Annotated in this window: 11 protein-coding genes and 2 tRNA genes; 5 read left to right on the forward strand and 8 right to left on the reverse strand. The window is 43.3% G+C overall.

Going from position 1 to position 12,457, the window contains the following annotated elements:
- Positions 1-87: 87 nt before the first annotated feature.
- The 4 genes from NKI27_RS06565 to NKI27_RS06580 form a co-directional block, all read right to left on the reverse strand.
- Complete coding sequence (locus NKI27_RS06565) at positions 88-1,407, reverse strand: acyl-CoA dehydrogenase family protein (RefSeq protein ID WP_265048881.1); 1,320 nt, start codon at positions 1,405-1,407, stop codon at positions 88-90.
- A gap of 64 nt (positions 1,408-1,471) precedes the next feature.
- Complete coding sequence (locus NKI27_RS06570) at positions 1,472-2,161, reverse strand: sensor histidine kinase (protein ID WP_265048882.1); 690 nt, start codon at positions 2,159-2,161, stop codon at positions 1,472-1,474.
- 56 nt (positions 2,162-2,217) lie between these two features.
- The gene (locus NKI27_RS06575) at positions 2,218-3,876 is read right to left on the reverse strand and encodes a response regulator (protein ID WP_265048883.1); all 1,659 of its coding nucleotides are present in this window, start codon (positions 3,874-3,876) and stop codon (positions 2,218-2,220) included.
- A gap of 63 nt (positions 3,877-3,939) precedes the next feature.
- The gene (locus tag NKI27_RS06580) at positions 3,940-4,689 is read right to left on the reverse strand and encodes a response regulator (RefSeq protein WP_265048884.1); all 750 of its coding nucleotides are present in this window, start codon (positions 4,687-4,689) and stop codon (positions 3,940-3,942) included.
- 217 nt (positions 4,690-4,906) lie between these two features.
- Between NKI27_RS06580 and NKI27_RS06585 the strand changes: the two genes are divergently transcribed.
- The 3 genes from NKI27_RS06585 to NKI27_RS06595 all read left to right on the forward strand — a co-directional run bounded on the left by NKI27_RS06585 (position 4,907) and on the right by NKI27_RS06595 (position 7,068).
- Entirely contained in the window at positions 4,907-5,407 is a 501-nt protein-coding gene (locus NKI27_RS06585; protein ID WP_265048885.1) for a tetratricopeptide repeat protein, read from the forward strand.
- Positions 5,408-5,455: 48 nt separating this feature from the next.
- Complete coding sequence (locus tag NKI27_RS06590; protein ID WP_265048886.1) at positions 5,456-6,106, forward strand: cupin domain-containing protein; 651 nt, start codon at positions 5,456-5,458, stop codon at positions 6,104-6,106.
- Between the two features lie 65 nt (positions 6,107-6,171).
- Entirely contained in the window at positions 6,172-7,068 is an 897-nt protein-coding gene (locus tag NKI27_RS06595) for a MaoC family dehydratase (RefSeq protein ID WP_265048887.1), read from the forward strand.
- A 253-nt stretch (positions 7,069-7,321) separates the two neighbouring features.
- Here the strand turns inward: NKI27_RS06595 and NKI27_RS06600 are convergent.
- Both NKI27_RS06600 and NKI27_RS06605 read right to left on the reverse strand, forming a co-directional pair.
- Positions 7,322-7,398, reverse strand: a tRNA-Met gene (locus NKI27_RS06600).
- A 73-nt stretch (positions 7,399-7,471) separates the two neighbouring features.
- Positions 7,472-7,548: transfer RNA gene (locus NKI27_RS06605), tRNA-Met, on the reverse strand.
- A gap of 246 nt (positions 7,549-7,794) precedes the next feature.
- Between NKI27_RS06605 and NKI27_RS06610 the strand changes: the two genes are divergently transcribed.
- Complete coding sequence (locus tag NKI27_RS06610; protein ID WP_265048888.1) at positions 7,795-8,853, forward strand: sensor domain-containing diguanylate cyclase; 1,059 nt, start codon at positions 7,795-7,797, stop codon at positions 8,851-8,853.
- Positions 8,854-8,870: 17 nt separating this feature from the next.
- Here NKI27_RS06610 and NKI27_RS06615 read toward each other — a convergent pair whose 3' ends face one another.
- Complete coding sequence (locus NKI27_RS06615) at positions 8,871-9,875, reverse strand: AraC family transcriptional regulator (RefSeq protein ID WP_265048889.1); 1,005 nt, start codon at positions 9,873-9,875, stop codon at positions 8,871-8,873.
- 180 nt (positions 9,876-10,055) lie between these two features.
- On the opposite strand from NKI27_RS06615, the gene NKI27_RS06620 reads away from it, so the two are divergent.
- Positions 10,056-11,237 carry a CaiB/BaiF CoA transferase family protein gene (locus NKI27_RS06620; RefSeq protein ID WP_265048890.1) on the forward strand — a complete coding sequence of 394 codons (1,182 nt, stop codon included), beginning with the start codon at positions 10,056-10,058 and terminating at the stop codon, positions 11,235-11,237.
- Here the strand turns inward: NKI27_RS06620 and NKI27_RS06625 are convergent.
- A complete protein-coding gene (locus tag NKI27_RS06625) occupies positions 11,234-12,262 on the reverse strand; it encodes an AraC family transcriptional regulator (protein WP_265048891.1) in 1,029 nt (342 codons plus the stop codon). The two genes, NKI27_RS06620 and NKI27_RS06625, sit on opposite strands and share 4 nt — an antisense overlap.
- Between the last annotated feature and the right edge of the window lie 195 nt (positions 12,263-12,457).

The raw sequence follows: 12,457 nt of genomic DNA on the forward strand, positions 1-12,457 counted from the left end.
CCTGTTCGTTAATCGCTTTTAGTGGCTCATCAGAAAGCGCTACGGGGTTTAGGTCAGGCTTATTGTTTATGTCTTTACTGCAGACCATTAGGCATGTAACCCATATAAAATAGCGATTGATCTCATGTCTCTATACCATCGCTCAACAGGGTGTTCTTTGATGAAACCGTGGCCTCCCAGAAGTTGTACGCCATTTGTGCCTATCTCCATGGCTTTGTCTGAGCAGAAAACTTTCGCTAAATAGGCTTCTTTATGAAAGGGTAAGCCTTGCTCGGCGAGACTGGCGGCTCGATAGGTTAGGAGGCGCATTCCCTCAAGCTCAATGCCAATATTGGCAATCATAAAAGCAACCGATTGACGGTGACTAATAGGCTCACCAAATGCGACGCGTTCATTACAGTATTTGACTACGTAATCTTGAATCGCTTGCCCGCAACCGATGGCTAAGGCGCATCGGGCTAGGTTTGATAGGTCAAGAAATGTCTGATAGCAGAAATACTCGTCGCCAAGGCGTGCGTCGGCGGGTAGTTGTACATTATCGAAGTTAATAGTACATAGCTCAGCGGCTTTAAGTCCCATCGCGGGGCTGCGCTCTACTGATATTCCTTTGAGTGCGCTATTCACTATATAGAGGTTTTGGTCGCCATTGGGCGATGCGGCTGCAACGAGAAAAAAGTCTGCCCTGTCGCCAATCGCAACGCCGCTTTTTTTGCCGTTGAGCTTATAGCCTTCATCTTTAGGTGTGACCGTTGTATTGAGACTATTTGGGTTGAATAGAGGATAAGGCTCATTGATAGCAATAGTAGCAAATAGAGGCTGCGACTGTTCAAGAGATTGAGTAAGGGGGGCTAGCCAGTTAGCTTGCTGTTCGTCAGTGCCCCATCTGGTTAATATGTTTGCAACACTTGTTGTTGATAGTAGTGCTGTCGCGATACCCATATCCCCTTGTGCCAGAGACTCTGCAATAAGTAAGTTTGTGACAGGTGACTGCGTGTCGGAGTAACCTCCATATTGCTCTGAAACAGAGTAGGTGAGTACGCCAAGTTCATTTGCTTGCTGAAATAACTCTTCGGTTGTGCCACCATTGTCGTCTGCATCATAGGCCGCCACGCTTAAAACATCTGATGCAAAACGGTCAAGACTGTCTTTAATCAGGCGTTGATCTTCAGTGAGTGAAGGGTCAAATAGGGCCGCTGTGGGCTTGTTTTTGGTCGTCGTTGACGCGTTGAAAAAGTCTTTTGCCTGCTGAACTCTGGCGTTAGTAGACGATACCACCTGAAACCCTGTTCGGGTTGAAATATACGCGATCTTTTCTGCTGGCCGCTGGAGTTTTAGTTTTTTGACTAGCGAAGAGCCAGCAAACTTATTAACCGCTGAAAGCGCTAATCCAATTGTATCTTTAGCCATGGGTAGTTTGTCCTTTATAAATCAAAATCAGTCTATTGAGCGAGCAATATTCTCATGACTGATGCTAGGGCAGGGTAATACGAAATATCCCACCACCTAGGTCTCCACCATTCTCTAATGCAATGTTACCTGTCTGGCCACTCTGCTTGTGTAATCGTGCTACTTGATAAGCAAAGTAAAGACCAAGACTGGTACTGCCTGTTTCAAAATCTATTCCTTTAAATACTTTTCCAGGGGATTTGCACATTGAAGCGGGGTAGCCGGTTCCATTATCAGATACTTCTAATATGGTGCTGCCTTCGTGGTGATATGCTTTTAGTGTGATGGCGTCATGGGTATATCGGGCGGCGTTCGTTAATGTGTTATTAATAATGCCCGCAATCATATCGCGATCAAAGTAACCGATAAGGTCATCATCACATTCAATATTTAACTTAATGCTTCGAGAGTTAAGCAGCACTTCATAACGAGCGGCCTGTTCTTCAAGAAAGTCTCGTATGTAGTGCTCATCGATATGGATTGATAACTTGTCGTTTTCTAAACGATAAACACCTAATAGCTGAATAAGATCATTATTAACACGCTCAGCTTCATATTGAAGTGTTGCTACTTTTCCCGACTTTTTCATTTCATCGGGCAGTTCATCGCTAATGAGTTCTAACGAATGCAAAAGCATGCTGAGGGAATTTTTCATATCATGGACGGATGATGCCATGACCATAGAAAAATCGGGTTTTAATGGTTCTTCAGCCATTTTTATGTCCTTTATAGTCAACAGTGTTGATTTAGTTAGCGTCGGGCTGTTCTGCTTTATGTAATGCTAGGCTTGTTTTTACCCGCTAATTCAGACACTTTTTTTGAGAGTGTGATAAAGCGTTTGTATTGCCTATGTTGCGCCGGTATATGTTTCACATTTTCGAGTGCTTGTTGTAAAACCTCAATTTCAGTTACGTCTGGTGCTTTGTTTTCGAACGACTTTAATGCGACCTGTACCAGATTTAAATTAAGTGCAGGGTTCTTAGGTGTTTCATTTATCGCGTCTTTGAATGTATTAATTGCTTCGGTTAGCAAGCCCCCTTCAAAGAAGGAGATGCCTTTTTTGTTAAGGTCTCGAGCCTTTATTTTTTGACGTAAGCTCACGGGTTCGTCTAACAGTTCTTCAATGCGGTTAATCACGGTTTGGTCGCTTTCAAATCGTTTCGCTAGGTTATGCAGTAGTTGCTCCGCTCGTTGTGTCTCGGCTAAGCGGTAAAGCGTTTTAGATAGCTCTATACCAGTATCAGAATCTATATTTTCTTCATCTATTAATGCTTCTGCTATGGCAAATGCGGCTTTTGATGCCTCGGTATCGTTTTGTCCTATGTGTACGCGCGCTTGAATTAAGTTAGCTTTCGCTTTGACGTTAGGGTTGTCATATTTTTTAGCAGCGGTGTTGAGAATGTTAATAGCCTCTTCTGCATCCTCTTTTGATTGTTCGGTATCGTTTCCCTCACTGCTATCACAAAGACTCCGCCCGAGATTTAAATAATTGTCTGCGGAGTCGTGAACCGAATTGTTGCTGTGTTTAACGGCCGATTTATACGCGTGAATAGCGCCTTCTAAATCTTGATTTTTGGTGCAGAGCACGCCTAGCTTTTGCTGCCGAGGGATAGAGAGGGGGGAAATAGTCGCTGCTTGCTGAAGTGTTGACTGTGCTTGCTTTTGCTTGCCTAGCTTCTCGTATGCGGTTGACAGTTGGTCGTAAGCTTCGACGTAATTTTTATCTTCGTTGATTACGTGTTTAAACTGTTCGATAGCCTCAAGGTATTTTTGTTGAGCCATTTGTACGACACCCAAGCCAAGGCGAGCCCATATGATCTCACGCTTAGTTAATATATCTTCATATATTTTTTGCGCGTGTTGAAAATCTCCGGTTAGAAAATAGAGGTGAGCCAGCGTTTTGTGGCACCAACTTTTATAGCGGCTGCCTTTGTTTATCTCTTGAGTGCATAATGTAATGGCTTTAGGGTAGTTTTCGAGATCAAGCTCTTTGTTAATAGGCATCAATGTTTGCCGTTGCAGAATAAGAGCATCCATACGTTTCTGCAGCACTGCTTTGGTGATGGGTTTTGCAATATACCCGTCAGGTTGATACTCCTTGGTGCCAATGACGACTTCTTTAGAGGTTTCTGCTGTAACTAAAATGAATAAACTGGTGTGCTTTAGGCGTTTATGAAAACGAAGCTCTTCAAGTACTTGCTGCCCCGTTTTGCCTTCACCCATGTTATGGTCGCAGAGCACGATGTCATATCGTTCATATGTACATTTTTGAACTGCGTCTTTACCGTTGCTCGAAACATCAATATGTTCAGCACCAAAAGCGTGTAGCATTTGTTTAACCGACATACGGAAGCTTTCGAAATCATCGACGATAAGAAATTTCAGCTTTTGGTATGTTTTAGCTAACGCTGTCGATTCTTTACTGTTCACAGGGCTAATCTCGATAGAGGCCTTTAAGTAACAGGTATAGTATTGACCTTATATGACAAACTGCTAGTTGAGAAGGTCGATTATTTCCTGTATCAGGCTTTGCATTACACCTATACGGCCATCAAAGCTATTGATAATTGACTCAACGTGACTAATTTCAACCCAAGCCGATATGCTTACAAATAGTGCAACAGTAATCGCAATCGTTGAAATTCGGCTCCCCGAGAAAAAAGGGCGTTGCGACCTTTTATCAATGACATACTTGTTAGATGTAATGTCGTGTTTAAACTGCCTAAATTCTTCAGCGAGTTCTTCATAAGCGGTTTCAACAGTCGATAATCGACCTGTTAATTTGCGAATTTTATCCTGACTGTTGTCTGTTTTATTGTCGCCGTTAGCCGATGAAGAAAGCTCTAAACGTGAAATCTCATCTTCATGTGTATTATTAATGCACAATCTATCGAGCATTAGGTAAAGCTTCTCACGATCAATTTGTTTTGAAATGACACCCGCAGCGCCGAAATTGTGGGCGTCTTTATAATACTGAACCGCATTTTGGGAGGTGTACATGACAACGGGAATTGACTTGGTTTTTGGGTTGAGCTTAATAGCTTTGAGTGTTTCGAAGCCATCAATGCCCGGCATGATATGGTCGAGAAAGATAAAGTCGGGTTTAAAGCTTCCTAGCTGTTTGAGTGCATCTTCTCCGGAAACAGCGTCACGGCACTCGATTCCAATATTGCGGAGAACTTTTGATAGCAGCAGACGGGCGGTAGATGAATCGTCTACGACAAGGGCTGTTTTATGCGACACAATGAGACTCTTTTATTATCTTTGTTTTGAGCGCTATGTTCCATGCGCTTCTTTATAGCATCCAAAAAAACTAGGCAATGAACACTTCCTTCATGATTGTAGCAACTTACAGGGTTTTAGGATATTTAGTTTAAATGGAATACATGTTATGTTTCAAAAACAATAAAAAGGTCACATTTAATGGCATGTTAGTGCCTCTAACAATAAGGAAAATAACGTGATGACAGGAAAAGTTGCAGTCGTTTTATTAAGTTTGTGTGTTCTTCAAGGTTGCGGTGTGGGTTGGGGGCTGTCTGCAGTGAGTTATGGTGCGCTTCAAGTGAGCGTGGCGGCAGAAGATGTTAGAGAGCGCGCAGAGGCTACCAATGCGATGGAACCTGAATTGATTGCTACGTCAGTTGATGCGATCAGCCATAATAAGGTTCTTGATGCAGAACGTGCTTATTTACATATCTACGAAGATACCTCGTACCCTGATAACGTTAGGGCGCAGGCGCTTTATCAAAATGGGTTAATGTATAGCGTGCCAACGCATAAGTACTACAGTACTGAGCGTGCAATGATGTATTTTGAAAAGGTTATGGAAGAGTTTCCTAAATCAGATGAAAATTTAGAAGTGAGCATGCGAATAGCGGAGCTGCAAGACCCTAGTAAGAAAAAGAAATACTACGAACCTAATAAAATGTTACTGATTCCTAATACGCCACCGTCAAAGTAGTTCTATTTAAAGGGTGTTATGACGTGAGCCGTAAGGTTTGGAGTGTGTATGTTGAATTTGGATTTTGGTCAATCGCTCGTTATTGACGCAAATACAGAAGCGTGGGTTGCGAGCCCATCTGCAGGTGTATTTCGAAAACGCTTAGCCTACTCAGGTGAACCCGGTGGGCATGTTACGAGTATTGTTAAATACGAAAAAGGGGCTGACTTCTCTGCTCACCAACACCCAATGGGCGAAGAGATTTTTGTGTTAGACGGTGTGTTCTCTGATGAAACTGGCGATTACGGTGCCGGTACGTATATTCGTAACCCTCCGGGTAGCTTTCATACACCCTTTAGCAAAGAGGGGTGCACTATTTTTGTGAAGCTTAATCAGTTTAATGAACACGATGATCAGTTTGTTCGCATTGATACGACTAAAGCGGCTTGGGTTCCGGGTATGGGTGGTCTTGAAGTAATGCCACTACATGAGTATGAGCATGAGCACGCTGCGCTAGTAAAGTGGCCGGCGAACGAAGTCTTCCAGCCGCACAAACACTTTGGCGGTGAAGAAATACTGGTGCTATCTGGCGAGTTTTGTGATGAGCACGGTCGATACCCTGCTAACACCTGGTTACGTAGCCCGCATCAAAGTCAGCATCACCCCTATGTAGATCAAGAAACCGTTATTTTTGTTAAAACGGGCCACTTACCCTTATAGATCAGGGTAGTGCTTGTTGATATTGATAGCCATTCATTGTGTATTAAAACAATAGGAACACTTCAGTGAGCGAAACACACTTAAACTACTCATCTAAGCCTAATAATGGCATGGCCATGGTTAAAGCGTTGGTTTTACCAAGAGCCGGCTTTGACGCGAGTGTTGGATTACCTGAGCTGCAAGCTCATTGGCGTAATGCGAGCGTTAATTCTAATGACCTAGCTAATTACTTTTCAACCCTCGAGATCTCACCCGTTGATTATTTGCCCCTTTGCTATCCGCATGTAATGGCCGGCACCATGCACATGAATATGTTAGCGCATAAAGTGTTCCCTATTCGGTTGCTAGGTGCATTGCACTTAAAGAATCGCATTACTCAGTATCTCCCTATTAAGCCAAACGAGTTGGTTGATATTGACGCTAAAATAGGGGATTACCGCTTAACAGAAAGCGGTGTTGAGTTTGACTTTGTAACTGACGTGACCGTGAAAGGGCAGTTGGTTTGGCAGGAAACTACTATTTATTTAGTGAGAGGTAAGTTTGGGGGTAAAGAGAACCCAAGCGAGACTAAAAGCTTTGATCTCGAAAGTTTGGCGGATGCTAGCGTAATACATAAGTGGCATATACCCACTACTCGCGGCAAGGCTTACGCCAAAATATGTGGCGACTATAACCCTATTCATATGTCGCCTTTAGCGGCAAAAATGTTTGGTTTTAAGCGCGATATTGCCCATGGTTTTGGTGTGATGGCGCAAGCGATTGATTATTCTAATGTCTTATTGGGTATTGAAGAGGGTAAAGCGATTCAGGTCGACGTGGTGTTTAAAGGGCCAGTATTCTTAGGGAGTGATGTAACAATACGTCAAAACGTAGAACAAGATGCTAGCCGTTATGATGTGTATTGTGGGGAAAATTCACGACCGAATATTTGTCTTTCGGTTAAGGCGATTGATGTTAAATAGTTAATAGACATTGGGTCAAGGGCTTCGGCAGATACATAGACCTGCACCCTCCGGAGGAGGTGAGACAGACGAAAAAAAACCAATTAGATTTCTCTAATTGGTTTTTTAATGGGTAGCGGGGGCCGGATTCGAACTGACGACCTTCGCTGGCTACTGGAGAGCTGAGCCCGACGAGCTTTCTTTTGTTTTTTCGTTGGTTCATAACCCACAGACGAAAAAAAACCAATTAGATTTCTCTAATTGGTTTTTTAATTGGTAGCGGGGGCCAGATTCGAACTGACGACCTTCGGGTTATGAGCCCGACGAGCTACCAGACTGCTCCACCCCGCATCAAAACTGGTATTTCAAACTATATAATCGTTGATATTTACAAAATTGACTCTTGGAATCAACTTTCTAAATGTGGTAGCGGGGGCCAGATTCGAACTGACGACCTTCGGGTTATGAGCCCGACGAGCTACCAGACTGCTCCACCCCGCATCAACTTGGGGCGTATACTATAGGTGAGGGGCTGATAGGTCAAGTCTTTATTACGTTGAGGGCTAATTAGAAGGGGAATAAGTGGCTGGGAGTGTACACCTTAGTGCTATAAATTTTTGATGCCTGAACTATACGTGCTAAAAGCTGAAAATATACCCATATTGGTTTAGTCTAAACGACAAGGATCATTTATTAAGAATGGTCCTCATGCTATAAAACGATATAAAACTCAGAGATATCACGAATATGCCGACAGTGGAAGCGTTAATTTCGCGAGCGAGAAAGAATGAAGATATTGCTCGCCGTTTGTTCGATATAGAAGTTCAGATTATGAACATTGGACACTGTGCTGATTTTTTTGATCAACTGCTTTCACTGGTGTCTGAAAAGTTTAATATCGAGAGTGTTTGGGTTTCTCTGACCGATTCGCCTGTTAATGATCATATACTTCGCTCTATTGGCGGTGATCGAGGGCAAGATAAGAACGCTGCATTGCACATAATGTCTACCATGGACTTTTTGCAGGCCACTCAAAGCAGTCGAGACCCCATTTTGGTAAATGAGGGGTTTAAGAAATACCGTTATTTAATTCCTAGTTCGATTTATCCTAAACTGGGTTCGATGGCTATTTTGCCTTTAGTGGTTGATGGCAAAATAATAGGGAGTCTCAACTTGGGCGATAGTTCGGATGAACGTTATGAGCCCAGTAAAGACAGCTTTTTTCTAAAACAGTTGGCAGTAAAGGCCTCTATCTCATTGGCTGGGGTGTCTATACGAGAAAAAATTAGCTTTTTAGCCACGCGAGATCCGCTGACATTGTTGCGAAATCGACGTGAGTTAGAGGAGTCGCTTGAGCGAGAGTTGAGTCGAAGTCGGCGTCATCATGACCCTTTAGCATTGGTTTTTATTGACTGTGATGACTTTAAGTTAGTGAATGATACCTACGGCCACGACTGCGGTGATATGTACCTTAAATACGTGTCTGATAAACTGATTGATATGACGCGTAAAGGCGATATGGTATTTCGCTTTGCGGGTGATGAGTTTGTACTGCTGTTGCCAAACCAAAATTCAGCAGATGCCGAGTTGATTGCCAGTCGAATTAAAGATCATTTATCAGAGTCGCCAATGACTTATAGAGGCCTACAAGTATCGCTTTCAATTAGTTACGGTTCTATTTCGACAGATCAGCTAGTTGATCCGACCTACAAAACGTTGTTAAAAGCTGCAGATGATAAGCTGTACCAAATGAAGAAGCACAAACCGCCGCGTTGTTCGCTTATTGATGTACTAGATCTTCACTAATACGCATTATTACCACGTTAGCGCTCGCCTTGCCGATAAGCCCCTGGCGTCAACCCTGTCCACTTTTTGAATGCCCTATGAAAAGTGCTGGGCTCAGTAAAGCCAACAAGATAAGCTATTTCGTTAATCGAAAAATCTTTACGACTAAGGTGATAGATAGACTGATCGCGACGTATATTGTCTTTAATTTCTTGGTACGAGGTGTTCTCTTCTTTAAGACGTCGCCTTAGTGTTTGAGGGCTAAGATTAAGTTCAGACGAAACAGATTCGAAATCGGGTAGCTCCTCTCTTAAATCTCGCCCAATTTGCTGTCTAATTTGGCTTGTATAGCTATTGTAGTCATCTGGCTTGCCCAATAAGTTCGCCGGTGAAGATTTGAGAAATTCTTTTAATTCAAGCTCATCTCTAATAATGGTTTCTTGTAGATAGCGTGTATTAAATATAAGTTTAGTGCAGGGCTGATTAAACGTTAAAGGGCTGTGAAACAGGTGTTTATACTCTGCAACGTGCTCAGGTTCTGGGTAATCGAACATAACTTGATCGAGCACGATACGTTTGCCTGTGAGCCAGCATGAGAAACGATGCCAGATAACGAGTAAGCTCTCTTGCAAGAAGTGGTAGGGGTCATCTAAAGGTTCTTCAAAAACGATGGTCAAATGGGCTTGATCATCGACTTGGCTTAATTTCATCGAGATGGGCTTGTCGAACAGGTTATAAAAAGCATTGGCCCTTTTTAGTACGCTCTCTAGCGTGTTGCAATGAATGGTTAGGTAGCACATAGTGGCAAAAGTACCTGGTTTGCTCTTAGTTGACGCAAAGCCCATATACTCATCTTGCAAAGTATTCCAGATTATTTGCATTAAGCGTGTGTACTGCTTGCCTGTCACTCTTGCACCCTGCTGCTGCATTAAATCAGGCTCAATACCGGCCTTTAGCAGCATGGCTTTGGTATCGAAGCCTGTGTTTTTTGCGCCACTGAGTGCGGCTTTTACAAAATGGGCTGAAACCGTAAGTTTGGGCATATCTACTCTGGCAAATGTTTGTTTAAGAATAATAAATTCGTTTAATCATACTGAGCGGTTGGGCTACATGGCAAATAATGCTACTACAAAAGTCGTTATTTAACATTGATAGGGTCTCAGCGGGCGCCTAGTATGTGTTGATATAAACCTAATAAAAAACGATAACTACTGGGGTGCTTGATGGCAGGACCACTTAAATCACTAAAAATATTAGATTTTTCAACGCTATTGCCAGGGCCATATGCATCAATGATGCTAGCAGATATGGGTGCAGATGTGTTGCGTGTTGAGTCGCCAACAAGGTTTGATTTAGTACGGTTTCTGCCACCTATGGATGGCGATACGTCTGCAAGTCATGCTTTTTTGAATAGAGGCAAGCGTTCTTTGTCTCTGGATTTAAAAAAGGAGGGGGCGATTGATATCATTAAAACGCTGATCAAAGAATATGATGTGGTGCTAGAGCAGTTTAGACCCGGTGTGATGGAGCGTTTGGGTTTAGGGTACGCAGTGCTGGCTGACTTAAACCCTTCGTTAATTTACTGTTCGATTACAGGCTACGGCCAAACTGGCCCTTATAAAAATAGAGCAGGGCATGATATTAATTATTTGGCATTGTCTGGTGTTGCCAGTTATAGCGGCCGTAAAGATCAAACACCTCCTCCATTAGGTGTTCAAATGGCTGATGTAGCAGGCGGGTCACATCATGCTGTTATGGGTATATTGGCAGCGGTTATTAACCGACAGACAACCGGTAAAGGGCAGTATATTGATGTCAGCATGACTGATGCTGCTTTTGCGATGAACGGTATGTCTGGTGCGGGGTATCTTGCAGGCGGCGTTGAGCCCAAAACAGAGGAAGGGGTATTAAATGGGGGGAGTTTTTATGACTACTATGAAACCGCTGATGGACGCTATTTAGCGGTTGGAGGTTTAGAGCCCGCCTTTATGAAAGCGCTGTGTGAGGTCTTAGAAAGGCCAGACTTAACAAAAATCGGGCTGAGTCAGAAAAAAGGGGATCAAATGCAGTTTAAAATGTTTCTAAAAAACTGCATTCGGCAGCGTGATTATGCCGACTGGTTGAATGTATTTGAGGGGGTGGATGCTTGTGTTGAACCTGTATTAAGTCTTTCTGAGTCATCGGAACACCCTCAAATAGCGGCTAGAGAGATGGTCATTGAGGTGGCGCGCCCAGATGGCACGATGCAGCAGCAAATAGGACATCCGATTAAGTTTTCTGATACGGCTTGCCAGTCAAAATCGACAGGGTGTACGTTAGGTCAGCACACTGATGAAGTGTTAACCGAGGCGGGGTTTACGGCAGACGTATTAGCGCAATTCCGAGAACGTCGGTTGTTCGGTTAGGTTTGATCGCGGTATTCGCCTGGGGTCTTTCCTGTCCATGTTTTAAAGCTACGGTGGAATGAACGCGCTTCGGTGAACCCTAGGCGTACGGCTATTTCTTGAAGAGGTAATTGACTGTTTTTGAGATAGTCTTGGGCCAACTCCTGCCTGACTTCATCCAGTATTTGTTGATAACTCGCTGATGCTTGTTGTAGCTTGCGTTGCAATGTGCGTGCGTTCATCCCCATGTGTTCTGCAACAATGTCTTTGCGTGACACCCCTTGCTTTAGCTGAGAGCGGATTGCATTTTTTACCCGAGTGTAAAGCCTTGATGAATCGTCTGAGAGTACCGATATTTGTGACGAAGCGTGCTCCTCAAGGGTTTTTCGAAGCGATTGATCTGGCTGCCGTAAAGGTGTTTTCATATAGTTTTGGTTAATCACCAAGCAGCTTTTGGATTGGTCAAATAATACCGGGCAGCGGAACATTTCTTCGTAGGCTTTTATTACTTCACTATTGGGTATTCCGTGCTCAAGTCTGACTTCTAGCGGCCCTTCGTTTATGTTGGCCAGCCAGCGAGTGTAATTACACCAAGAGGCTAGTACGTTGTCGATCATATGATGGCGAACAACGGGGTCGGTATAGGCGCAATTCCAAGTAATGAATACTTTATCGTCATCGCTACTTCCTTCACTGTCGATTGAAGTAACCCCCATATCACCCACTAATTTTTCATAAGGAATGATGCGATCAATCGCTTCTTTCAGTGTTGAGCAACTCATGGAGATGTAGCCTAAAACACTGTAAGAGCCTGGTTGAACGTAATGGCCGGACTTTAAACCTAGTAGCGGGTCGTTTGACTGGTCGATTAGGCTTCGAATCAGTTTTTGAAATTGCTCGCCCGTAATACGCTCATGCTCTTTTGATATGAGCGCCGGGGATAAGCCAGCAGCGTTAAGCGCTATAGGGACTGATAGCCCCGTATCTTCTGCATAGCGAAGGTATTGTTGTATGGCAGGTACTGATGCGAATCCCAAGTGTTTCATTTAACTGACAGTATCACTATTAAGTTGTTGGGCGTTAAAGCGCTCATTAACTGTTTATCGGTGGTTTTGTGTCAGTGGCTTAAAATGATGAACAAGTTGTCGTAATAGGTCACTGACTTAAAAAGTATTATCTATAGTATATCTTAGCATCACAAGTATATTTATTTATCGAACTGTACGGGTGCAAGTCTAGTA

This window comes from Alkalimarinus alittae, from assembly GCF_026016465.1.
In the GTDB taxonomy this organism is placed as follows: Bacteria; Pseudomonadota; Gammaproteobacteria; order Pseudomonadales; family Oleiphilaceae; genus Alkalimarinus; species Alkalimarinus alittae.

Coding starts and splice junctions, on each gene's coding strand:
- NKI27_RS06610 (WP_265048888.1), top strand. CDS start 7,795: ATGCCGACAGTGGAAGCGTTAATTTCGCGAGCGAGAAAGAATGAAGAT.
- NKI27_RS06615 (WP_265048889.1), bottom strand. CDS start 9,875: ATGCCCAAACTTACGGTTTCAGCCCATTTTGTAAAAGCCGCACTCAGT.
- NKI27_RS06570 (WP_265048882.1), bottom strand. CDS start 2,161: ATGGCTGAAGAACCATTAAAACCCGATTTTTCTATGGTCATGGCATCA.
- NKI27_RS06625 (WP_265048891.1), bottom strand. CDS start 12,262: ATGAAACACTTGGGATTCGCATCAGTACCTGCCATACAACAATACCTT.
- NKI27_RS06620 (WP_265048890.1), top strand. CDS start 10,056: ATGGCAGGACCACTTAAATCACTAAAAATATTAGATTTTTCAACGCTA.
- NKI27_RS06590 (WP_265048886.1), top strand. CDS start 5,456: ATGTTGAATTTGGATTTTGGTCAATCGCTCGTTATTGACGCAAATACA.
- NKI27_RS06565 (WP_265048881.1), bottom strand. CDS start 1,407: ATGGCTAAAGATACAATTGGATTAGCGCTTTCAGCGGTTAATAAGTTT.